The sequence below is a fragment of the Paenibacillus sp. RC67 genome (genome assembly GCF_030020805.1).
Taxonomy (GTDB): domain Bacteria; phylum Bacillota; class Bacilli; order Paenibacillales; family NBRC-103111; genus Paenibacillus_S.
Genome location: NZ_CP125098.1, coordinates 4,249,311 through 4,272,274 on the forward strand (window position 1 = coordinate 4,249,311; position 22,964 = coordinate 4,272,274).

At 45.2% G+C, this 22,964-nt stretch carries 21 protein-coding genes; 6 read left to right on the forward strand and 15 right to left on the reverse strand.

Annotated features, from left to right (window positions below; genetic code table 11):
• Positions 1-96: 96 nt before the first annotated feature.
• On the reverse strand, positions 97-969 hold the full coding sequence (locus tag QMA13_RS19295) for a carbohydrate ABC transporter permease (RefSeq protein ID WP_282935385.1): 873 nt from the start codon (positions 967-969) through the stop codon (positions 97-99).
• 30 nt (positions 970-999) lie between these two features.
• The gene (locus QMA13_RS19300; protein WP_282935386.1) at positions 1,000-1,956 is read right to left on the reverse strand and encodes an ABC transporter permease; all 957 of its coding nucleotides are present in this window, start codon (positions 1,954-1,956) and stop codon (positions 1,000-1,002) included.
• Between the two features lie 206 nt (positions 1,957-2,162).
• Here QMA13_RS19300 and QMA13_RS19305 point away from each other — a divergent pair, with 206 nt between their 5' ends.
• Positions 2,163-4,319 carry a HelD family protein gene (locus QMA13_RS19305; protein ID WP_282935387.1) on the forward strand — a complete coding sequence of 719 codons (2,157 nt, stop codon included), beginning with the start codon at positions 2,163-2,165 and terminating at the stop codon, positions 4,317-4,319.
• 74 nt (positions 4,320-4,393) lie between these two features.
• On the opposite strand, the gene QMA13_RS19310 is transcribed toward QMA13_RS19305, so the two are convergent.
• From QMA13_RS19310 to QMA13_RS19325, 4 genes are all read right to left on the reverse strand, one after another.
• Positions 4,394-5,383, reverse strand: a complete 990-nt coding sequence (locus QMA13_RS19310; protein WP_282935388.1) for a 2-hydroxyacid dehydrogenase — start codon at positions 5,381-5,383, stop codon at positions 4,394-4,396.
• A 32-nt stretch (positions 5,384-5,415) separates the two neighbouring features.
• Positions 5,416-6,258 carry an ATP-dependent sacrificial sulfur transferase LarE gene (larE, locus tag QMA13_RS19315; protein ID WP_028548275.1) on the reverse strand — a complete coding sequence of 281 codons (843 nt, stop codon included), beginning with the start codon at positions 6,256-6,258 and terminating at the stop codon, positions 5,416-5,418.
• 174 nt (positions 6,259-6,432) lie between these two features.
• Positions 6,433-8,124 (reverse strand): GGDEF domain-containing phosphodiesterase, encoded by a 1,692-nt coding sequence (locus QMA13_RS19320; protein WP_282935389.1) that lies wholly within the window; start codon positions 8,122-8,124, stop codon positions 6,433-6,435.
• Positions 8,125-8,410: 286 nt separating this feature from the next.
• On the reverse strand, positions 8,411-8,887 hold the full coding sequence (locus tag QMA13_RS19325; RefSeq protein WP_282935390.1) for a glutathione peroxidase: 477 nt from the start codon (positions 8,885-8,887) through the stop codon (positions 8,411-8,413).
• Between the two features lie 145 nt (positions 8,888-9,032).
• On the opposite strand from QMA13_RS19325, the gene QMA13_RS19330 reads away from it, so the two are divergent.
• The gene (locus tag QMA13_RS19330) at positions 9,033-10,334 is read left to right on the forward strand and encodes an AAA family ATPase (protein WP_282935391.1); all 1,302 of its coding nucleotides are present in this window, start codon (positions 9,033-9,035) and stop codon (positions 10,332-10,334) included.
• Between the two features lie 32 nt (positions 10,335-10,366).
• The gene (locus QMA13_RS19335; RefSeq protein WP_282935392.1) at positions 10,367-12,076 is read left to right on the forward strand and encodes a vWA domain-containing protein; all 1,710 of its coding nucleotides are present in this window, start codon (positions 10,367-10,369) and stop codon (positions 12,074-12,076) included.
• A gap of 48 nt (positions 12,077-12,124) precedes the next feature.
• On the opposite strand, the gene QMA13_RS19340 is transcribed toward QMA13_RS19335, so the two are convergent.
• The 6 genes from QMA13_RS19340 to QMA13_RS19365 all read right to left on the reverse strand — a co-directional run bounded on the left by QMA13_RS19340 (position 12,125) and on the right by QMA13_RS19365 (position 17,068).
• The gene (locus QMA13_RS19340) at positions 12,125-12,757 is read right to left on the reverse strand and encodes a pyridoxamine 5'-phosphate oxidase family protein (protein WP_282935393.1); all 633 of its coding nucleotides are present in this window, start codon (positions 12,755-12,757) and stop codon (positions 12,125-12,127) included.
• A gap of 126 nt (positions 12,758-12,883) precedes the next feature.
• Positions 12,884-13,963, reverse strand: coding sequence for a DUF3900 domain-containing protein (locus QMA13_RS19345; RefSeq protein WP_282935394.1), 1,080 nt, complete (start codon positions 13,961-13,963; stop codon positions 12,884-12,886).
• Between the two features lie 131 nt (positions 13,964-14,094).
• Positions 14,095-14,733: a superoxide dismutase family protein gene (locus QMA13_RS19350; RefSeq protein ID WP_282935395.1), complete on the reverse strand. Its 639-nt coding sequence runs from the start codon at positions 14,731-14,733 to the stop codon at positions 14,095-14,097.
• A 93-nt stretch (positions 14,734-14,826) separates the two neighbouring features.
• Positions 14,827-15,498 carry a GNAT family N-acetyltransferase gene (locus QMA13_RS19355; protein ID WP_282935396.1) on the reverse strand — a complete coding sequence of 224 codons (672 nt, stop codon included), beginning with the start codon at positions 15,496-15,498 and terminating at the stop codon, positions 14,827-14,829.
• A 17-nt stretch (positions 15,499-15,515) separates the two neighbouring features.
• Positions 15,516-16,379 (reverse strand): carbon-nitrogen hydrolase family protein, encoded by an 864-nt coding sequence (locus QMA13_RS19360; protein WP_282935397.1) that lies wholly within the window; start codon positions 16,377-16,379, stop codon positions 15,516-15,518.
• A 17-nt stretch (positions 16,380-16,396) separates the two neighbouring features.
• Positions 16,397-17,068, reverse strand: a complete 672-nt coding sequence (locus QMA13_RS19365; protein ID WP_282935398.1) for a class I SAM-dependent methyltransferase — start codon at positions 17,066-17,068, stop codon at positions 16,397-16,399.
• A gap of 122 nt (positions 17,069-17,190) precedes the next feature.
• Between QMA13_RS19365 and QMA13_RS19370 the strand changes: the two genes are divergently transcribed.
• Entirely contained in the window at positions 17,191-17,337 is a 147-nt protein-coding gene (locus QMA13_RS19370) for a DUF4023 domain-containing protein (protein WP_282935399.1), read from the forward strand.
• Positions 17,338-17,392: 55 nt separating this feature from the next.
• Here the strand turns inward: QMA13_RS19370 and QMA13_RS19375 are convergent, their stop codons facing one another.
• Together QMA13_RS19375 and QMA13_RS19380 are read right to left on the reverse strand one after the other, a co-directional pair.
• Positions 17,393-18,334 (reverse strand): aldo/keto reductase, encoded by a 942-nt coding sequence (locus QMA13_RS19375; RefSeq protein WP_282935400.1) that lies wholly within the window; start codon positions 18,332-18,334, stop codon positions 17,393-17,395.
• Between the two features lie 18 nt (positions 18,335-18,352).
• Positions 18,353-19,354, reverse strand: a complete 1,002-nt coding sequence (locus tag QMA13_RS19380) for a Gfo/Idh/MocA family protein (protein ID WP_282935401.1) — start codon at positions 19,352-19,354, stop codon at positions 18,353-18,355.
• Positions 19,355-19,489: 135 nt separating this feature from the next.
• Between QMA13_RS19380 and QMA13_RS19385 the strand changes: the two genes are divergently transcribed.
• On the forward strand, positions 19,490-20,329 hold the full coding sequence (locus QMA13_RS19385) for an AraC family transcriptional regulator (RefSeq protein WP_282935402.1): 840 nt from the start codon (positions 19,490-19,492) through the stop codon (positions 20,327-20,329).
• A 129-nt stretch (positions 20,330-20,458) separates the two neighbouring features.
• Positions 20,459-22,615: a DNA topoisomerase III gene (locus tag QMA13_RS19390; protein WP_282935403.1), complete on the forward strand. Its 2,157-nt coding sequence runs from the start codon at positions 20,459-20,461 to the stop codon at positions 22,613-22,615.
• A gap of 33 nt (positions 22,616-22,648) precedes the next feature.
• On the opposite strand, the gene QMA13_RS19395 is transcribed toward QMA13_RS19390, so the two are convergent.
• Entirely contained in the window at positions 22,649-22,963 is a 315-nt protein-coding gene (locus QMA13_RS19395; protein ID WP_282935404.1) for a hypothetical protein, read from the reverse strand.
• Position 22,964: the final 1 nt, after the last annotated feature.

The following is a 22,964-nucleotide window of genomic DNA, read 5'->3' on the forward strand; positions in this document are numbered from 1 at the left end:
TAACAATCTGATTGATTTGTGGTTGCGTTTACATTGCTATTATAACTTGCTAAAGCAATAATCAATATTGTTAAAATTACGGGAGGTTGTGTTTTTTTATGATTTGATCGAGCCTACGAGCATTCCTTTAATAAAATGCTTTTGCAGGAAAGGATAAATTAGCATAATAGGTATAGTTGCGATTACGATTACGGCCATTTTCAAACCTTCAGGAGATAAGTTAATTGCGGAATCCAAAGCGGATGAATCGGATGCTCCGAACTGGTCCGTAATTATCATTTCACGAAGTCTTACTTGTAGCGGAATTAAGGAACGACTGTTGATGTAGTAAATAGCCGCTGAGTATGTGTTCCAGTTGGATACTGCATACATAATCCCCATGGTTGCCATAGCTGGTTTGGACAATGGAAGAACGATTCTCCACAGCATGCCCATTTCACCACAACCGTCAATACGAGCGGAGTCGAACAGCTCATTTGGCAAGTTCATAAAGAACGATCTCATAACGAATAAGTTATACGCACTGATCGCAGTAGGGATCATAAGCACCCACAATGTGTTCAACAGCTTGATGTTTTTCAGAAGCAAATAGTTCGGAATTAATGGAGCATGGAAGATTAAAGTGACAAGAACCATGATCAAAATGATTTTACGACCCAAATACTCTTGTCTGGATAATGGATAAGCCAGAGATGCTGTAGCCATCAAGTTAATCAGCGTACCACCCACTGTAATGATAACACTGTTTCTGAAAGCGAGCCAAATCGTTTGGTCCTTCAAAATACTGGTATAGTTGGCGCCTGTAAAATTAACCGGCCAGAAATACACGAGACCTTTATTTATCGCTACGCTGTTACTGAATGATTGAGCGATTACGTGCAACAAAGGAAGCACCATGGTTAAACCAAGTAATGTCAGAAATATAATATTGATAACGTTAAACGTTTTTACACCTTTACTAATAACCATTTCGTTTCACCTCCGTAGTACTTTTCCTTATTAGTACAGACCGTCACCGGTAGCCTTTTTACTAAATGTATTACCGATCATGATTAGCAATAGACCAATCAATGATTTGAACAATCCGATAGCCGTTGTATAACTGTACTGACGGTCTACCAAACCGGCTCTGTACACATAAGTATCAAGTATTTCCCCATTTTCACTATTAAGTGGGTTCAGGAAGATGTACACGCGTTCGAAACCGAAGTCCAAGAAGTTCCCCATGTGCAGAAGCAGCAATATCGTGATGGTCGGCAAAATGGTTGGAATCGTGATAGAGAAAGTTTGACGCCATTTGCTGGCTCCGTCAATTTGTGCAGCTTCATACAAGTCAGGATTAATACCAGCGATAGCGGCCAAATAAATAATCGTTCCCCATCCACTATCTTTCCAGATACCTGATCCGATCAAGATCGTACGGATGTAAGAATTGTCTCCCAAGAAGTAGATTGGCTCAATTCCAAAAGTAGAAAGAATTTGATTCACAAACCCAGTTGTCGGAGAAAGCAAACCTACTACGATACCGCCGACGATAACCCAAGATAAAAAGTGCGGCATGTAGATAACCGTTTGTACAATTCGTTTATACGTGTGAATGCGCAGCTCGTTAAGAAGCAATGCAAGTATGATTGGAACAGGGAACGCAAACACCAGATCGTATAAACCAATTAACAAAGTGTTTTTAAGAATAATAATAAATTCAGTGTATTCAAACATTCTTTTAAAATGAGCAAGACCTACCCATTCACTTCCGCTGATCCCTTTAAAAATGTTGTAGTCTTGAAAGGCAATGACCGAGCCGAGTAACGGTACATATTTAAATACTAAAAAGAACAAAATACCAGGAATTGAAATCAGATAAAGAGCGAAATATTTTCTAATAAAATTCATTTTGTGGTTTTTAGATTCAAATTTGACTTGAACGCGGTCAGATGATTGAATTTTACTTGCCATTCGCCACCCCTCCTCTAGTTATTGAATGATTTTGTACTTTGATTGTACTTGTGGACCGCTTGTCCTACAATGGACTCCTTTGTAGTGAGTTGTGTTTTTTTACGTTTTTACGTATTTCATATGGTTGCAATTCCCAATCCTACTATGCTATAGTATATTCCCTGTTTAAAAAATCCATGGTTGGGACCGAATGGAGGTTTATTGTTTTGGAATCCAGTGTGCAGATTGCATATCAAGAAGAATTAAATAAATTGGAAGAAACTTTTGCGGAGATTGATAGGCAACTAACGGAGCTGCAAAAATATCCGCCCTATAATGGAGATGACCATACGGAGCAAGTATTAGAGTCGATTCGTGATTCCAGACGTCGGAACCTGGCCGTAGCGCAAACAGAGCCGTACTTCGGCAGATTGGATTTTCAAGAGAGTGGCCACCTCGAGCCCTCGCCATTATATATAGGTAAAGTTGGGGTCGAAAAAGATCCTACACTGGAATTAATGGTAATTGATTGGCGGGCTCCTGTAGCGAGCTTGTTTTACTCATTTACAGGAGGTACCGAAGCCGTCAACTATGATTCACCGGATGGGCTTGTGGAAGGACTTGTCTATTTGAAGCGAAATTTGGTCATCCGCAAGCAAATTCTTCAGCGCGTTGTCGATACATACGACCGTTCAGGCGATACAATGGCCGTAACCGACGAATTCTTGCTCTATCGCTTGGGCGAAAATAAAGATAACAAGCTTCGGGATATCGTCTCCACTATTCAAGCAGAGCAAGACGCCATAATCCGGGCAGTGAAGAATAGCGCGTTAATTATTCAAGGTGTTGCTGGAAGTGGTAAAACGACAGTAGCCCTACATCGCCTCGCTTTCCTCTTATATCAATATCGGGATCAGGTTCGTGCGGAACGAATGATCATTCTGGCACCGAACCGAATGTTTCTCGACTATATCTCAGGAGTACTTCCCGAGCTTGGAGTCGGGCACATTCAACAGACGACCTTCTCGGATTGGGCTCTGGAACTACTCGATCATGAAGTGCAATTGGCAGACCAAGCCGAACGATTGAAATACTGGTTCCAAGTTGGACCTGAGCGGCCCTCCATGGATGAAACGGCTCCTGGTCGCATCAAAGGATCGTTAACATTCAGGAGCTGGCTGGATCGAGCTTTGCAGCAATACGAAGCTTCCGCAGTTCCCAAAGCGGATTTCATTCCGTGGGATGGAGCTAAATTATCCAAAACGACCATTCGGCAATGGTATGATGTTGAAAATAAACATGAACCGTTGATGAAGCGCCGCGAGCGCGTGCTGGCGAGAATGAAGCGATGGATGGAAATGGAGCTGGATAAGGTTTGGGAGGTTCATCTTAAAAAGGAGTATAAGAAGAAAGCCGCTCAACGGCTTCGTGAGTATACGAAGAGTTGGACTTCATACACTCCCTTCTCCTTTTATAAGGAGCTTTTCCAATCATCCGCAGTACCTGCTTTCTTGTCAAAAGAGCTCCAAGCTGAGCTGCCTGAAGCTTTATTCGCTTATACCGAAGCCTATGTCAAAAAGAAACGGGTGCAGCCAGAAGATCTCGCTCCCTTGCTGTTTATCCGTTCCAAATTTCATGGCATTCACGGAGAACTCACCTTTGACCATACGGTTGTAGACGAGGCACAAGATTTCTCTCCTTTCCAAATAGCTCTGCTTCAAATGCACACACGAAATGATTCATTTACAATACTAGGAGACTTATCGCAGGGTATTCATGCCTATCAAGGAATAAATGACTGGAATGAATTCAGTTCTCTGTTCGATGAGGACAAAACCTCGTATTTTCAATTAAACCGAAGCTATCGTTCCACGATGGAAATTATTTATTTTGCAAATGAAGTTCTGACCCGAGGTTGGGACCAGACTCCTGCCTTAGCCGTTCCTGTATTTCGCAGCGGCGATGCGGTCCGTGTAGTGCAGACCAGTGAATCAGAGCTCGTTCACAAGCTGATTAGCGAAATCAAACGAATTCAGTCCGGCGAAGTTTCGACAGTTGCCATTTTAGGAAGAACGGAAGCTCGATGCATCAAGCTGCATCAACAACTTAACGCTGAGGGCGTTCCTGCGAATCTAATCTCCGCTGGCCAACAACGATATGAGGGTGGCATATCAGTCGTACCGTCCTTTATGGCCAAGGGCTTGGAATTCGATGCTGTTATTATACTGGATACGGACTCAGAGCATTATCAAGCAACGCCGCAAGACGCCAAGCTGCTTTACGTCGGCTGCACTCGTGCATTACACGCATTGCAGCTATGGTACAGCGGCACACCGTCGCCCCTTATTGCCGACATACAAGGTGATTTCGTCGTTCGAGACTAATGAACTATCCATATTTCATCAACAAAAAAGCAGGAGCCTCAATATTTAAGGCATCCTGCTTTTCTTTAACTAAATTACTTTACTAAGTATTGTAGTTCCGGAACAACATAGGCTTTTCCGCCCGTTAAAGCTCCGACCAAATTTTGCGAAGCCACCATCGCCATATCGTTTCTTGTTTTAACTGTAGCTGATCCAATATGGGGAACGGTTACGACATTGTCCAGCTGCAGCAGTGGATTATCCGGTGAGATTGGCTCTTTGTCGAACACGTCCAAGCCTGCACCGCGGATTGTTCCATTACGCAGAGCTTCGATTAATGCCTGCTCATCTACGGTTTGCCCACGTGAAGCATTGATAAAGAAAGCACTTGGCTTCATCATCTCAAAATGCTCTTTACGGATAAAACGCACTGTCTCCGGTGTTAAAGGAGTCATTAGTACTACAAAATCGGATTCCGTGAGAAGATCCTCAAGGGAGCGATATTCAGCGCCAAATCTTTCCTCCACGTCTGGTTTTCTGCTGCGGTTATAATACAACAGGTTCATGTCGAAGCCACGCACTGCTCTCTTCGCGATAGCCTCACCGATTCTTCCCATGCCGATAATACCTAAAGTAGCATGATGAACATCCATCCCGAATAAGTGCTCTTCGCGTACGGCACCTCTTCTCCAATTCCCCTTCTTAACGAAGGCATCCAGCTCAGCTATTCTTCTCGACGAAGAAAGCATTAATGCAAGCACCAGATCTGCTACCGTATCATCAAGCACATATGGTGTATGAGTTCCAATAACTCCTCTAGCCTTCATTTCATCAATATCAAAATGATTATAGCCAACACTGATCGAGCTTACCGCTTTAAGCCGCGGCGCACGATCAAGCAGCTCTGCGTCTATGGAGGTACCGCTCAATAGAAGTCCCTCGTAATCCTTAATTTGCTCAAGAAGCTGGTTTCTGGGAATCGATCCCTCTTCTTCCCATAGGGTACACTCGCAATGCTCCTTCAAATAGGATAGACATTCAGCGGGAATTTTTCGGGTTATGAGTATTTTGGGTTTATGGGACACTGCTAGTCGCTTCCTTCCTTTACCTGTCTGAGTTATGATGCCGATTCCGCATGAACCGCCTGCTGTTCCGGACTCAGTACCTCGTTCAGACTTCCAGAACGGTACCCTTTCAGATCCAAAGTAATGTAGGCATATCCAATTTCCTTCAACTTTGCATGAACCGTATCGGCAACGGCGAGTACTTCCGCCAAATCCGATGCCGGGACTTCGATTCTTGCCAGATTATCATGCTGACGGACACGAACTTGACGAAAGCCTAGCTGAATCAAGAAATCCTCCGCTTGGTCTATCATAGACAGCTTCAATGCTGTAATAGCTTCCCCGTAAGGAATTCTTGAAGATAGACAAGCAAATGAAGGCTTATCCCAAGTACGCAATCCAAATTGTCGAGACATATGACGAATCTCGGCTTTCTTGATTCCCGCTTCCAACAGCGGAGCGATTACACCCTTCTCATGTGCGGCCTGCAATCCAGGGCGATGCTCACCCAAGTCATCTGCAATTGCACCAAAAATCACATGTTCATATCCGCGTTCTTTTGCAATAGGAATCAAATGCTCGAAAAGCGAATTTTTGCAAAAATAACAACGGTTCGTCGGATTTTCCGCATAACCTGGTATATCCAGCTCACTAGTATGAATAACTTCGTGTGCAGCCCCTAGCTCTTTAGCCAAAGCAATAGCTTCTTCCTTCTCCCTGACAGGATAAGTTTCGGAATCAGCCGTAATAGCCAATACTTTGTCATGACCTAGAAACTCAAGTGCCGCTTTCAACAAGAAGGCGCTGTCGACTCCACCAGAAAAAGCAACGACTACTTTGTCCATGGATCGCAATATTTGACCAAGCTTTTCATATTTTTGTTCCATGCTCTCCATATTTATTCCTCCTGAAGGTTTCCATCAGGAAACCGATTCTTATTAGTCCCGGTATATCTTTCATTGTTTTGCAATCGTGTGCATAAAAGTCATTATGAGTACCTGGATTTATTCATTATAGTCTTTTTTCTCAATTAGAAAAAGAGGTTTCGAGGGATATGGCATACAATTTTATTAGTTAGGCGCGTTTTTTGTATATAGAAGCTGTTCGAACTCCGCAGGCGTTAACGGTTTGCTAAAAAAATACCCCTGCGCATGAGCGCAGTTTTGTTCCAGCAAGAATTGCAGGTCCTCTAGCGTCTCAACGCCCTCCGCTACCACATCCAGTTTTAAATGATTCGCCATGGCTATGATCGTGGATACGATGGCAGCATTGTCTGGGTCCATAGTGATGTCACGAATAAACGATTGATCGATTTTTAATTTATGAATCGGTATTTTTTTCAAGTAATGCAGCGAGCTGAAGCCTGTTCCGAAATCATCCATAGAAATACGAATTCCTTCTTTTTTCAGGTCATTCAGCTTTTGAATCACTCGTTCCACATTATCCATCGCCATGCTCTCCGTAATTTCCAGTTCCAAGCATTGCGGATCGAGACCACTTTCTTGGATAGCTTGCAAAATATCACCCACGAGCTCGGCTTTCTGAAATTGGCGTGTCGATAGATTGACGGAAACCGTAACCTTCGGCAAGCCGGCATCCTGCCATCGTTTATTTTGTATACATGCCGTTCTAATGACCCAATCTCCAATGGGTATGATAAGTCCCGTTTCTTCGGCTAAAGGGATAAATTGGGCAGGTGAAATCATTCCGTGCTTAGGGTGGCGCCAACGGATCAATGCTTCCATGCCTATCAGCAAATTGTCTCGAATGTCGTACTGAGGCTGGTAATAAAGCTCGAATTCGTTACGTTCCAATGCTTTGCGCAGATCGTATTCCAACTCCAGTCTCTGCAATGGATTCGACGTTAACTCATCGTGATGCGATCGATTCCAGCCATGAGCCTTTTCCTTCTCTTCCGTCAGAACTTTGGATGCATGACGCAGCAATCCGTTCATGTCCGTGCCGTTTTGCGGATAAAGAGCAATGCCAATCGTTCCTGGGATAACAAACTCACGGTCATATACGACGAACGGCGCCATCAGCTGCTGATGAATAATTCTTGATTGTTCGATTAAATCAATGGAATCATTCAGCCTTCTATACAAAATAACGAATTCATAATTGCTAAGACGGGAGATCAAATCCGCATTTTTAATGCATCGCTGAAGCCGTTCGCTGACTTGTTTTAGCAGCATATCGCCCCAATTCAAGCCTAAGGATTCATTGATGATCTGGAACCGTTCCAGATTGATCAACATAATGGCAAAAGGGGAATGCGGAAGTTCGCTCCCTGCTGTGGCAATCGTCTGCGTCAGCTGAATTTGAAACAAGGTTCGGTTAGGCAGTCCAGTCAGTGTGTCGTGATAAGCCATATGCTCAATCAATTGAACAGTGAGTCTTTGCTCGGTAATATCCTTCATTGTCAGAAATATGTAGCTTTGTTCATCACTTCGGATCGGAATGAACCTTAAATTCATAGTGAGCACATGCCCGGATCGATGGCGAAAATCACACTCCATATGGGAGGCCTCACCATGATCTGCCCGAGTGAGGTGTGTCATAAAAGAAGCTGCGCTATCCGGTTCTATAAAATTAACGAAATGCTGATTGATTACTGTCATATCGTCATATCCGGTTAGCTTGTTGTACTCCGGGTTCACCTGATGAATGCAGCCGTTCATATCCAGAAGCAGCATGGCATCCCCACTCAAATCAAATAGAGGATGCGATGTGATAACGCTTATCGATTCCGATTCATTCATGCTGAACTCACTCCCACCTTGCCGTACGATATTTTGGTTTATTATACCATAAGGTCTAGGTGGAATTTAAATAATTTGATGAAAAATGTTGATAAATGTTGATAAATGAATGCAATCACACATTTCGTTCATAAAATAAGCCATTTTGCTTCAAAACAAAGCAATTAGATCAAATGAGCTGCGGTTACATAAATAAGCTGCTTGGTTTAAACTACTACAGCCTTTTATAAGTTTGCAAAAAAAAAAAAAAGAATCGCCGGTTTCCCGCGCGATTCTTCACTTTCATTTATAATAATTTCTCGATAGCTTCTTGCAGCTCTTGGTCCTCAGGAGCTACGCGGCTGGAAAAACGTCCTTGGATCTCGCCTTCTCTATCAATTAAGAATTTTTCAAAATTCCATTTGACATCACCACTCGGCTCTGCTGCTTCTGTCAGCAGCTGATACAATGGATGCTTGTCCTCTCCGAGGATATTTACCTTACCCAATACTTCAAAGCTAACACCGTAGTTCACGCTGCAGAACTGTTGGATTTCTTCCATGGTCCCAGGCTCTTGTCCACCAAAATCGTTGCAAGGAAAGCCAAGTATAACGAGTCCCTTGTCCTTCCACTGCTGATTCAGCTTTTCAAGACCAGCGTATTGGGGCGTGAAGCCGCATTTGGAAGCTACATTGACGATCAGCAATACTTTTCCTTTGTAGTCACTTAATGATTTCGTACTGCCTTCTGCCGTTTGAACCGATATCGTATAGATGGATGCCATTGTCCATTCCTCCTTGTCTTAGCTTTTATCATCATATCACGAAAGCGATTGGAATAAAAATCCTCTAGCCATTCGTATAAAGTGACCTATTTTGATACAATAAAAAGGTTATAAAATCGCAAGCTGCTCTAGGAGGAACCCTTTGATGAATGACACTCAAATCATCCAGAATAAGCTCGAGCAAGCCATCCAACTGCTGGAAAGCAGATTCCTGGAGCGAGAAGAATTGATCCGTCTGCTCCTTCTCGGATTAATGAGTAATGAGAACGTGCTGCTTATTGGACCGCCCGGGACTGCGAAATCTCAGCTTGCTAGGTCCATATCCCAGTTATTCGGGGGCGAACGTTGGTTCGATTACTTACTAACCCGTTTTACAACTCCTGACGAGATGTTCGGCCCGGTATCTCTACAGCAACTGAAGCAGGATGTTTATGTACGTCAAACGGAAGGTTATTTGCCTTCTTCCCATTTTGCATTTCTTGATGAAATCTTTAAAGCCAACAGCGCCATTCTTAACGCTTTGCTATCTATTTTGAATGAACGTATTTTTTTCAACGGCCGTGAAAAAGAAAAGGTGCCTCTCGTTTTCCTTATGGCTGCATCAAACGAGCTTCCTGAGGACAACGATCAATTAACAGCGCTGTACGACCGATTTCTTATTCGTTATGAAGTCGCGTTTATAAAGCAAATGTCCAGCTATGAAAAAATGTTCCAGCTCCCTACGGAGCCGCTCCCGTCATTACTGTCTCTACAGGATGTGGAGACCATGCGTTCTAAAGCGGATCAAGTAACCCTTCCGGAAACGCTCATTTACATGTTGTACCGGTTGAAAACAGAAATGGAAACCAAAGAGTTCGCCTTGTCCGATCGCAGATGGAGAAAAATCGGTCAAGTCTGGAAAACTTCCGCTGCCCTTAATGGCCGCGCCTCAGTTAACGTTTGGGATACCGTCTTTACGCCGCATATGCTATGGGATTTTCCAGAAGACTTGGCTGTGCTGCAAGAGCTGTTTCAGAAAGAATTTCAAGAAGCGCTGAAGCAGGAATCCGAACGTGAACTGCCGCTCCGTACTTATGATCAAACTGCCAAGCATTGGTTAAGCATGGAAGATGAGCTGCACGCCTTTCAGTTTAAAAAAGAGGTAGGAGGCAGCTTGGATAAAGCAGCTCAAGAACAAATGAGGGAAAAGCTGGAGAACTGCCGGATTGAACTAGAGGAAACGGCCAGAACTCTGCGCGGCAAGCTTGTTCAATGGCAGCAGCGGGAGAAAGATTTGCCCGGCTATATCCGCAATCAGAACTTTTTACTAACACAAACGGACCGCTTCGCGGTGAAATATACCCATCTTCGTATACAAGGAGAACGTATATTGCAGACGCTCCAAGGATTGTACCGGACGTTGTTTGATCGTGAAATTCCAGGCGTTCAGTACGATTACACGTTATAGACCGAACATCAAGTTACCGGCGGTGAACCCTTATGATCATTCAATGTGCGCGTATCGACCGGTTCGTCTTTGACGGTTACGTCCACTCCTCTAGAGCAGCCCAGGAATGGATCCGAGAAGCGCAGGCGACAACAGCATGGTTTTCGATAGAATTATTTGCCGACTTTTTCATGTGCTTTTATTTACCTAAGACGCATTATGACTCCACACAGGACGAGGCTCCGTTTCATCGTTGGCTGGTCCAGCAGCTTCGTGGACAGTTTTTTTACCGAACGATCCATCCTAGAACCATCGGTGAGGTTAACGCTTCGTTTAAAACAGCATTAAAAAGCTTAATGTGGTTAACAAACAGCTATGCCGAGGAAGTCAAACGGCGACAAAAAGACGAACAACAGCTATCCATTGGCTTCAACGAGCGAATGCAGCAGCAAGGCCAAGACGAAACCCGAATCAATGAACGTCTGTCTGATAAACAGATCGAGAAGTTAAAGCTGGTTGGTTATACACTTCAGCAGGGCAAAAAGAATGTTGAAGATAAGCAGGCTGCTCTCGATACCCGCCCTTTGGTAGAGGCTGAAATCATACAGCTAAAGCATCGCATTGAAAAGCTTCAGGAGCAGATGCGGACGGACTTTACCAAACGGGAGAAAGTAAGACAAAGGCTGAAGAAAACGGAAGCTGAATTAGAGCAGCGCGAAAAGCAGCTTGAGCGATTTACCAAACGGGACAAAGAGCTGTTTCAGCAGCTGGAGGAGCAGCTCGGTCAGTGGCTGAACCGTTCATTAAAAGAGTCTCTTGCTCTTGAGGATCAAGAAAGCTTGAATGTACATGATTTGCTCCAAGCCAGCCAGCGGATTGCCAATCGTCGCTGGGGAAGCGATCTGGGTCGGCTTCACCGACAAGAGTTCGCTAATTACATGTCATGGGTGGACAAACTGAAGCGTCACCCGGAGCTAGTCGCCTTTCTTCAGGAGGTGGGCCGCAATCTGCAGCATCTTAAGGTGCTCCGCAAACAAATGCGTTCGCCCCATATTCCGGAAGCTTATGACGACCTTCGTCAATCCGGCAACATCGCGCATATGCTGCCAAGCGAGGCCAGCTTATTAGCGGATGAGGACTTTGAGATGTATTTTACCTTAAAGTGGCTGGACCGCAAGCTTCTAACATACAACATAACCGGCATAACAGACGAGCCTCAGAAAGGCCCCGTCATTTGTATGCTCGATACATCGCACTCCATGCGCGGCAGCAAGCTGCGTCTCGCGCAAATATTCACAGCAACCTTCGCCGCTTTCAGTCTTCTCGAACGCCGTGACTTCATCTTGCTCTTGTTCGGCACTAGAGGCGAGCTTGTAGAAAAGCCGCTGTATTGGCTTAAGCCTGATTGGCAGGCATTTTATGCCATGTCGCAGCTCGCCTTTGGCGGCGGTACGCATTTCGATGCGCCGATCAAGCGCGGCATCGAATTGGTGGAGAATCATCCTCGGTTTCAGGATGCCGATTTCGTTATGGTTACTGACGGGATCGGAACCATAGGAGCTCAGGTTCGAGCTCAGCTAAGCGAGCTGGGCAAAAAGAAGCAGGTGCGCCTCCATACGCTAATTATCGGCAATGCCCGTCAGCACTTAGCAAACTCCTACGATATTCTTGGCGTATCCCATCAAGTTCGCTTCGCGGCCACATGGGATTCCCAAGACCCTGCTAAGGACGAACTGCTTCTTGATGTGTTTCGCAAACGCTAAAGTTAAAAACCCGCGAATCTTAAGGATTAGCGGGTTTTTAGATGCTTTTCAATACATTCGCAGCCGATAGCTTTCCTCCAGAGACTTAGCGATATGATCTTCTGTTGCCCCCGTATGCTTTGCAAGAATGCGGGCAGGTACAGGAAGCTGATCTTTTTCAAGCCATGTGTCAGGGTTCCACAGCATCGAACGTTTGAATGCTTTTGCGCAGTGCATATAACATTCTTCTACTTCAACACCAATACCGAGAAGAGGAGTTTTGCCGTTCGCTTGCATTCTTTCGAGCAGCTTCGCTTCTTGGGTCACATAAGCCCTGCCGTTCACACGAAGCGTTTCCTCCAAACCAGGGATCAAAAATATTAAGCCGATATTCGGGTTGGATACGATATTGCGCAAGGAGTCCATTCTTCGATTTCCTGGTCTCTCTGGAATGACAAGCTTTTGCTCATCAAGAACGAGGACAAAGCCAGGGGCATCCCCTCTGGGAGATACGTCGCATTTTCCATCTTGATCTGCTGTTGCTACAAGCACGAAAGGTGACCTCGATATATAATCCTGACAGTGACTGTCTATTGCTGATACAACCTTACGAGCTACAACCTCACCAGGATAACCAAGAATATCTCTTAATTCCTGTTCGGAGGAAATGACTTGTTTAAACGCAGACTTCCCTTGCTCCATACCTTCCCCACCTCTCCTTGCTATGCCACATTATTGTTTCTTTCCCATATCCTCAATTGAACTCAAGCGTGCGTCGACTCACTGTAAGGATCTTGTAATGCTCTCCAAACTCTTGGTGCTTTCTCCTTAATAGTCCACTTCTTCCTCTGCTTTACGCTGTATGCGATCAACAATTTGATCCAATGATTCCGGGTGTAGCAGTTCAACCGGCGAGATACCTTTATCAAACTCCAAGCCGTCACCTTCTATGACGACGACATACCGATTTCCCAGCTTGGCAATATGCAAACGATCACCAAAATCAGCCAGAAGCGCCCTAACCGTCATATTGCCAACCTTCATCTTCATTTCGATATCCGGCTTCTGCTCAATCAGAAAGGACGACGCCTCTACAACCTGCTCTTGTGTCCATTTTTCCTGAAGCTCACGCTTCTCGCTGTTGGCCCACAGCTCCATCTCTTGTGTTTCCTTCTCACGTGCCTCTTCATTATCTTCATATACTTGCTCGATGTATTGATGAACAAAGCCCATGACCTGTTCGTTCATCATTTCGGGCATCGATTTTTCATACTCGACGTATTTAAGAAAATCTTCGAAGTACCGGGCGTGAGACGACTGGTGTATTTTCAACTCCCACGGCTCCAGCATCCCCTCTTCCGGCATGTGCGGATACATGATGGACTTCATATTTTTCGCATTGATCGCCATTTCAACTTTATTCAAAAGACTTCGTTCATCCGTAATACGAGCGATTTTTTGTTCAAAATCACACTTCAATACAAAAATAAACGGCTCATCGAACAATTGATGATGCTTGGCCCGAACAATGAATACGGCACCACCCCGAATCGCACTTGTATCCATGTAGGCTTGAACCAGAGCCTCAGCGTGCTCCACATAGGCATCCTTCGTTTCAGCCATTCGCAAGCGTGCAAACAGATTATAATTCGGATTACTTTCCAAATCGTACCCAGGCTCGACGGCAAACCTCCCGATCTTCGTCGGAACCTGTTCAGCTTTGGGATTACGTTCCGCGCTGCGCTTGGCAATCTTGGTAAATTCACTTCCTAGAAAAGAGCTCAGTTCGCTCTCAGCATAATCCTCGCCGTCCAGCGTCTGGTAATGCTTGCAGTACTTACCTGACTGATTGTCCTCTCCATCTACCTGAATAACAAAGAAAGAAATATATTCTACCTCAAATTTCATCGTATGAAAGCTCCCCCATAACAAGTAAAAACCCACCCCATAGACTGTTTCATCAGCCTTTAAGGTGGGTGCTTAAACATCGTAACACAGGTTCAAGGAAGCGGCAATGCTTTACCGCCTAGAAAATGTCATTACATGATGACTCCGCAAGCAATCCGATCACCGGAATTGCCCGCAGGGTCCGTTTTATAATCGTCTTCTTTTTCATGGATCACAAGCGCAGTGCCGCCAGTTCTGATGACAGAATTTGCTTTGTCCTTCGCCAACGTTAATTTCGGAGCTACTACTTCTGCTCTGCCTCTACCGTCGGAGCCAACCTCCAGGTTCGGCAAATCTCCTGCATGGTAGCCTTTCGGATTATCAAAGCCGTGCTGCTTGTGCTCAGGGTTGAAATGCTCCCCAGCCGATTTGAAATCTGGCGGAGTGCATACTCCCGTTTGATGAACGTGCATGCCATGCTTACCAGGAGTCAGCCCGGAAACATCTACTTGAAACTTTACACCTTCAGGAACCTGAGTTAGCGTTGCTGTTCCAATTTTTGATCCTTTGCTGTTGATGATATCGATCGTCTTCGGAGCAGGCGCCGGTTCATTAGCGTTGGCTGCCGTGGAATTGGTACCAGTACTTTGTTCCGTTAAAGACCCCTCATGATGTCCCGGATGATTCTGGTCTGCCGTTGCCGTAGTAGACACTGACTTCCACTCGCATCCTGAAGTAAGCACCAGTGCGAAGCTTAACATTACCGCTCCGCGGTTAACCCATTTTCTCATGCTCTTATCCTCCATTGGTTCAAAAATGTTCCTCTATCATTCTTTACCTAATGGAGAATAAATAAACATTAAATTCAGATGGAACAACAACCGCTACTGAAGTGGAAGAAATGGATTCCTCCATTCCATAAGCATCGCATAGTGATGAGAATCCTCATCATCCAAATAACCGCTGATCAATTTAACTGGTGTCCTTCCGCAGCGCATTAAGAAAGTAAGCACCGGATCTCTCAGCTTTCCTTCAATAACGGCTTCAACATACTGCTCAGCTGTCATAGATGATGCATGAAGATGATAACCAGGAATACGTCCGCCTCCGAGCAGCCTCTTCACTCCTAATTGAATGACTACTTCGTACATCGACTGCATGAGAAGCTTGCCAAGACCGAGCTTACGATAAGCTGGCAGCGCGCATATATCTACAATATATAAAGTGTTGCCGTTGTCATTATGATTGCGTATGTACCCGCCGTCCGTGACTTCTTCCCAGGTATGATGTGCGTGGTCCGGATCAAAATCAATCAACAGTCCGGTAATGGACGCGACAGCCCTGCCCTCCAGTTCTACACATAACGCCCCTTGAGGAAAAAGCGTAATGTGCTGGTTGAGCTGCTCCTCATTCCACCAAAGCTCTGAAGGAAAAGGCGGAGGAAAGCTTTCCTCCTGAATACGGATCAAATCAGCGAAATCAGCTTGGGTATATGACCGGACACAGGCGGGAACGGGTCTGTCGTTATCAAAGACGAACAGTTCTTTACGATACATGAAACCTACTCCCCTCTCTAACTCCAATCCGTGTACAGATCCGTTCTGCGGTCTCGCCATGTCGTTACTGAACCCTTCTCACGCACCTGCTGCAGCAGGCTTAAATCCAAATCTGCCGTAATGACCATATCATGGTTAATTTCCCCTACGGCCAGTAAACCACCAGGAGGAAAAGGTACATCATTCGGTGTAATCACAGCCGCTTGACCATAGTTCCCTCTCATAAAATCAACGGTAGGCAGGGAGCCGATCGTTCCCGTGGTTACAACATAGATTTGATTCTCTATTGTTCTTGCATGGCAAGTATAGCGAACGCGATGGAATCCGTGTCGATCATCTGTACATGACGGGCAAAACACGACATCGGCGCCGCGAGCCCTTGCCATTCTTACGATCTCTGGGAATTCAATGTCGTAACAAATTAGTACAGCGATTCTGCCTTTATCCGTATCAAAAATTTGCAGCGCATCACCGGCTTCCATATTCCATTCTTTTACCTCCGGCGGGGTAATATGGAGCTTGCGCTGTTCTCCAATTCGTCCATCCGGATAAAAAAGAAATGCGGTATTATACAGACGCCCTTGTTCCTCAATAATATGTGTTCCACCGATGATATGCATCCCGGTTTGCTTCGCAAGGGACACAAAGAGCTGCTTGTACGAATCCGTAAAAGCAGGAAGTTCGTCGATTGTCAGGGATTCGGGATGTCGTTTGCCTCCTCCAATGGACATTAGCTGCGTAGTAAACAGTTCCGGGAATAGGACGAAATCGGCTTCGAATTCCTCGGCTGTTTTTACGTAATGAGTTACTTGAGCAGCGAACTCTTCAAAGCTTCCAATCGTATGCAAATGATATTGCACAGCAGATACTCTAAGTTTCATAGTTCTATAATCTCTCCTTACTCTTTGCTAACTAAGTAGTCTTTTTCTTGAACACTTTCTTCTATCGGATCAAAAAATAAGATATGCGGCTTCTTCACACACCAGGTCGTCATGCAACGCTGATTTGCCACATTGACCGTTTTGATAGGCTCTAGCAAAATGCCCTGCAGCTTCTCCGTCATTTTCATCAATCGCTGCTCATCTACAAGAAAGCGCGTACTTCCATCTGGTAGCTTATATTGATCGTTCTCTAATTGAAGCACCCGGTCCTCTATTCCGATGCTCGAAGCCAGTCTCGCGAACAGCAATCCGCCTGGTCGCAGTACCCTCCACAGTTCTTGAACCATCTGCTGGAAATGAGCATCATGCACTGCAAAATGAAGAACAGCGCAGCTTATTACGACATCAAAGCTATCGTTGGCAAAGCTCATTTTTTCAACGGGCTCTACACGAGCTTGCTCATCCGACCATTCTGGAGCTAATGATCGCCCTAGCTTCCTGACGCTTTGAACCGCTTCTTCCGATCTATCTACTGCGAAAACATGATAGCCGCTTCGCAAAAAATAAGTAAGGTTTCTACCCGTGCCACAGCCTGCGTCAAGAATTCGCATCTCTTCTGTAATTCGGCCTTTTAATAACTGATCAAATAAATAAATATCCATATCGCCGAAAAGTTCGCGAGGGTTCATGCACTGTATCAGCTCGCTTCCAGATCATAACTATTTTGTTCAGACATTATATCATCAATAATACAAGAAAACCACGGCTCATGGGCATACTACGGTACAATGAAAGGAGGGGAATATCGATAATGAAGGATAACTTAACTGGAGATACGGAGAGCTGGATTGAGAAGGTTCACGATACTCAGGCCAAAGATAAAAAAAACCGTAAGCATCAAGGTGATGGCCACCCAGACAAGTCCCTGCCTGGAAAACAGCATCGTAACGGCAACTAACAAAACAAAAAGCACCCTTAACAGGTGCTTTTTCCATGTGTATGAAGATGTTGACTTAGGCTTCAACCGTATCGACGTGCTCTAACCAATTCATTTCTTCCTCTGTCAAGCGAATTCTCGCCCCGTCTCGGCAAGACGTTAACTCCGTCATATCTCTAGCCCCGATTAAAGCTGCTGTTGGAAATGATTGATTCATTACATAAGCCAAAGCAATCTGAATCATGCTGACACCTTTTTGGGAAGCCAGCTCCTGCGCTCTGCGCAAGCGCTCCCAGTTAGCATCACTATAATAAATACGAACGATTTCTTTATCATCCAATTTATCAGGTGCAAATCGGCCAGTAAAGAACCCTCTCGCCTGGGACGACCATGATAGAAGTGGAAGCTGTGTTTTTTCATGCCATTTGCATGTTTCCTCATCTGCAGATACGCAGCCAAACCAATGAGGTTCATTCGGTTTAGCCAGGCTCAAGTTCGGACTACTGAAAGTAAAACCTACCAATCCGTTGGCCGCGGCGTAATCGTTGGCTTCCTGGAGTCTTTGGTATGACCAATTCGAAGCTCCTATCGCATGGATACGTCCATCGCGGATTTGTTCATTCAAAGCATCCATAATGATGCTGACCGGAATATTCTCATCATCGCGATGCAAAGCGTAGAGATCAATATAATCGGTACCCAGACGTTCCAAGCTTTTGTCCAAATCACTCCGAATAGCTTCAGGATTCACACGAGGACCGTCCGCATTGTGATGTGCTCCCTTAGTTAGAATCACTACATCCTGCCGGTTTCCCCGTTCTTGCAGCCATCTGCCAATCGTTTCTTCACTTTGACCGCCACAGTAAATATGAGCTGTATCTATCGTATTTCCGCCAATAGCAAAGTAATTGTCCAGTACATCACATACCTTATCGTAGACATCATGCTTAAAAAAATCTGAGCCCTGAATTAAATTGGATATCGGTTTCTGTAATCCTTCAATACGGATCGTTTCCATGGAATTCAGCTCCTTATTCTACAAGACAACGCGAATGCGTTCTTGTGCAGATTTCATACAAGCATCGATTACGCGCATATTAAGTACGGCATCAGAAGGCTCAAAGCGCTGTTGTTTTCCTTCGAGAACGCTACGTCCCATATCATCAGCTTGAAGCGCGTATTGATTCACATAAGGAACGGTGACCTCTCTGCGTTCTCCTTTAACAGTGACAAAGAAATGATCATCCTCATTTTGACGGACGACATAGGCACTAGGGACCTCAATACGTCCTTCCGTTCCGAGAACCTCCAACACATTGCGTCCAGCCGCCCACATGCCGCAGTCGAATGTTAATGCAACGCCGTCGGCAAATTCAAGCAAACCCGATGCCATCATATCAACATGGTCATGCTCTGGAGAGAAGAACGCGTGAACGGTCGCAGCTTGCGGCTCTTGCTCCAACAAAAAGCGCGCAGCGCTGATAGGATACACGCCTACATCGTATAATGAACCTCCGCCCATGAATTGTTTATAGCGGACATTGTTTGCATCCTTGGCATTATTAAATGTAAAAGCACCTCGGATACCGCGGATCGTACCAATTTCACCCGACTGCATAATGTCCTTGATCATCGCATAGCGGGGATGATGACGATACATGAATGCCTCGGCAAGCTTGACTCCTGCTTTGGCGCAAGCAGCTTTCATTTCCTCTGCTTCCTCAGCGTTCAAAGCAAACGGTTTCTCGCACAACACATGCTTTCCTGCTTCTGCAGCGCGAATGGTCCATTCTTTATGTAGATGGTTAGGAAGCGGTATGTAAACGGCATCAATTTGATCATCCGCTAACAGCGCCTCATAGCTTCCATAATAGGTCGGAATATTCAATTGGGCAGCCGTTTCTTTAGCTTTGTCTTCTCCACGGCTGGCAATGGCAGCAACAACCCCTGTCTGTGATTGCTGAATGCCCGGTATTACTGCACGCTTGGCAATTCCGGCACAGCCCAGAACTCCCCAGCGAAGCTTACTTTGACTCATTGCTACTCCAGCTCCTTTTCATAAATAAAGAATAATGTAATACTATATTGCTATTATAATTAACAATATTTAAAATGAAAATGACAACTTATTGCACTTTGATACAACAATATTGTCTTCATGGGGGATGTATTTATGAGGCGTCAGCGCTCTCTTCCTACTTTAACAGAGAATGCTTATTTTTGTTTACCTGAGTCGGTCGGATGGTATCAGAATGATTCAGAGCATACGGTTGACCGTCAGGAAGGTGCTTTAAACAATTTCAGTATTCATTTGGTTATTAGCGGCAAAGGCTACGTCTACGCCGACCATGAGCTGCACACACTGCAAGCCGGCGATTCCTTTCTGTATTTCCCGCTTCAGCAGCAGCGCTACTACTCCAGCAGCGATGACCCGTGGGATGTAAGATGGGTTCATTTTTACGGTTCCAAAGTAAAAGATTACTTATTAGAGAGAGGTCTCCACCGTTCGCATTTATGGTCTATTCGGCAGACCAGGCCACTGGAGCAGGCTCTTCACGACTTACTGGTTGAAGCAGAGGAAAACACATTTCTCCAGCTTACCAAGCTGTCCACTTTAACTTATGCCGTCATAGCTGAATTTGTAAATCAGGCTGTACCCTTAAGCACTAATAAAAATGCGGAAACGACCGATCGTATTGTCCAGCTTCTGCCGCTTCTTCAACAAGAAGCCTGTAAACCGTTCGAGCTCGATTATTGGGCAAATAAAGCCGGTGTTAGTACCTACTATTTTTGTAAGCTGTTTAAGAAGGTAACCCAAATGACGCCAATGACGTTTATCACGTTAAGCCGTCTTCAAATGAGCAAACAGTGGCTGCTGGAGAAGAGCGATCTGACCGTCAGACAAATTGCTCTGGATGCAGGGTATCCGAGCACCAGCTATTTCAACAAAAAGTTTCTTGAACAGGAAGGCATGACCCCCATGGAATATCGAGAGCTCTATTGGAACAAATAGCGCCTCTTCTTCCCTAGCCGTAAATGGACATCCATCCTTTTTTACAGTAATGTAGATTATAAGATCGATCATGATGCTTAAAACATTCCAATTAATTTGAACATTTTGCATACTGCATAAGGAGAAATTATGAAATCATTAGTTCTAGCCGAAAAACCGAGTGTAGCCAAAGAAATTGCCCGCGTACTCGGTTGCAATACAAAGCACAAGCATTATATGGAAGGCCCCAAGCACGTCGTTACTTGGGCACTAGGTCATTTGGTCACCTTAGCTGAGCCAGAGGATTATGACACCAAATATAAAGCTTGGAATCTCGAAGATTTACCACTGCTTCCCGAAAAGATGAAGCTAAAGCTTATCAAAGAGACGACACCACAGTTTCGTGCCATCTCTCAATTAGCTCAGCGCGGTGATTTGGAGCAGCTTATCATAGCGACAGATGCCGGACGAGAAGGTGAACTCGTTGCCCGTTGGATTATGGAATTGATCCGCTGGCGTAAACCTTTTCAACGCCTATGGATTTCCTCCCAAACCGATAAAGCCATCAAGGATGGATTCGCCAAGCTTAGACCCGGTCGCGATTATGATCCGCTTTTCCAATCGGCGGTATGCCGAGCTGAAGCAGACTGGCTAATCGGACTTAACGTTACCCGTGCACTTACTTGCAAGTTTAATGCTCAGTTAGCTGCTGGCCGCGTACAGACGCCTACCCTTTCCATGATGATGGATAGAGAGCGTGAAATACGGAGCTTTCAATCCAAAGATTACTGGATGGTCAAAGCCCAGTTTGGCGGCTTTCATGCCATATGGCGCAGCAAAGCTCAGCCGGACGGCCGTCAGTTCGATAAAGCGGCAGCGGATGCCCTGTTAAGCCGCTTGCAAGGAGGCAAAGCCAAAGTAGCACAATTGAAGGTTGTTGAAAAGAACGAGCCTCAGCCGCTTGCTTATGATTTGACCGAGCTTCAAAGGGATGCGAACCGAAAATACGGATTTTCGGCAAAACAAACCTCAAATGTACTGCAAAAGCTGTACGAGCAGCATAAGCTTGTAACCTATCCTAGAACAGACTCGCGTCATTTGACGTCAGACATGGTTTCAACCTTGCCGAGCCGTCTGGAGAGCTTAAGTGTCCAGCCTTACGCACCGCTTGTAAAGCCGCTGCTTCGCAAGCCGCTTCCCATTACCAAACGGATTGTTGACGATAGTAAAGTGTCAGATCACCATGCGATCATTCCTACAGAGCAAGCGCCGCTTCTGCATACGCTATTGGCCGATGAGCGCAGGCTGTACGATTTGATTGTCCGTCGTTTTATAGCTTTGTTTTATCCTGTATACCGTTATGATGAAACCGTTGTAACTGTAGAGCTTGCTGGGGAGAGCTTCCATGCAAAGGGCAGAGTCACTAAAGATGCCGGCTGGAAAGCCGTATACGGACAAGACGGAGGGTCAGCTCCATCAGGTGCTGCGGATGATAACGAGGATGAAGATCATGGCGCTCAGCAGCAAACGCTGCCTTTGCTTCAAATAGGAGATGTGCTAAAGGAAGCTCGCTGCAGCCTGGAGAAGCACTCCACCAAACCGCCTGCTCGCTACACGGAAGCCTCCCTTCTATCGATTATGGAAAAGCATAATCTTGGAACACCGGCAACTCGTGCGGATATTATCGAGAAGTTGATCTCAACGGATACAATTGAACGTAAAATGAACACCCTACAACCTACCGGCAAAGGAGCACAATTAATCGAGATTGTTGCACCGGCGCTTCGTTCACCTGAACTAACGGCTCGTTGGGAGCAAGAGCTTGAGCAGATTGCTAAAGGAAAAGGAAATATGAAAGCTTTTCTTCAAGGCATCCGTGAGCAGACTGTATCGATGGTCCGTGAAGTCAAAAATAGTACCACCGAGTATAAACCTCATAATCTTACAAGCTCCAAGTGCCCAGACTGCGGCAACTCACTGCAGGAAATTAAGGGTAAACGCGGAAAAATGCTCGTTTGCATCGACCGTGAATGTGGATACAAACGAGCTTCAGAGCCCATGCTTTCGAATAAACGTTGTCCGCAATGCCATAAAAAAATGGAAATTCATACAGGTAAAGCAGGCAAGTATGCCCAGTGCCGTCACTGCAATGTAATTGAAATGCTAAATGACGATAATCGAATGTCGGGTAAAGCTGCCAAACGCAATACGACTAAACTGATTAATCAATACAGCGATAACACCAATCTTGGAGCAAGTCTAGGAGACGCATTAAAGGCTGCGCTGCAAAAACAAAAAGAAGATTGAGGCCTCAAGCCCAATCTTCTTTTTTTATCTTTTTTATAAACCTACCTTACTCAGAAGCTTCGGTTTAACTTCATTCTCATAATAGGTTCGAAGTTGTTCTTTCTCCGATTCGGTAAATTGATATTCGCAATCGCGTCCCTCGTCTTGTGGAACAATCTGCGCGATCCCGCCTGAATAAGAGCATATTAATAGAGCACTTAAGTCAGTAATATCATTAGGCAGCTCGCTGCCTTCCCCCAATCCGAAACGTACCTCAATGTCAATCCACTGCTCATCCCGCAATTCGATCGTAGACTTCATATGAATAAATTTCAAATCTTTTACTTCTACAGATCCATATTGTATCATG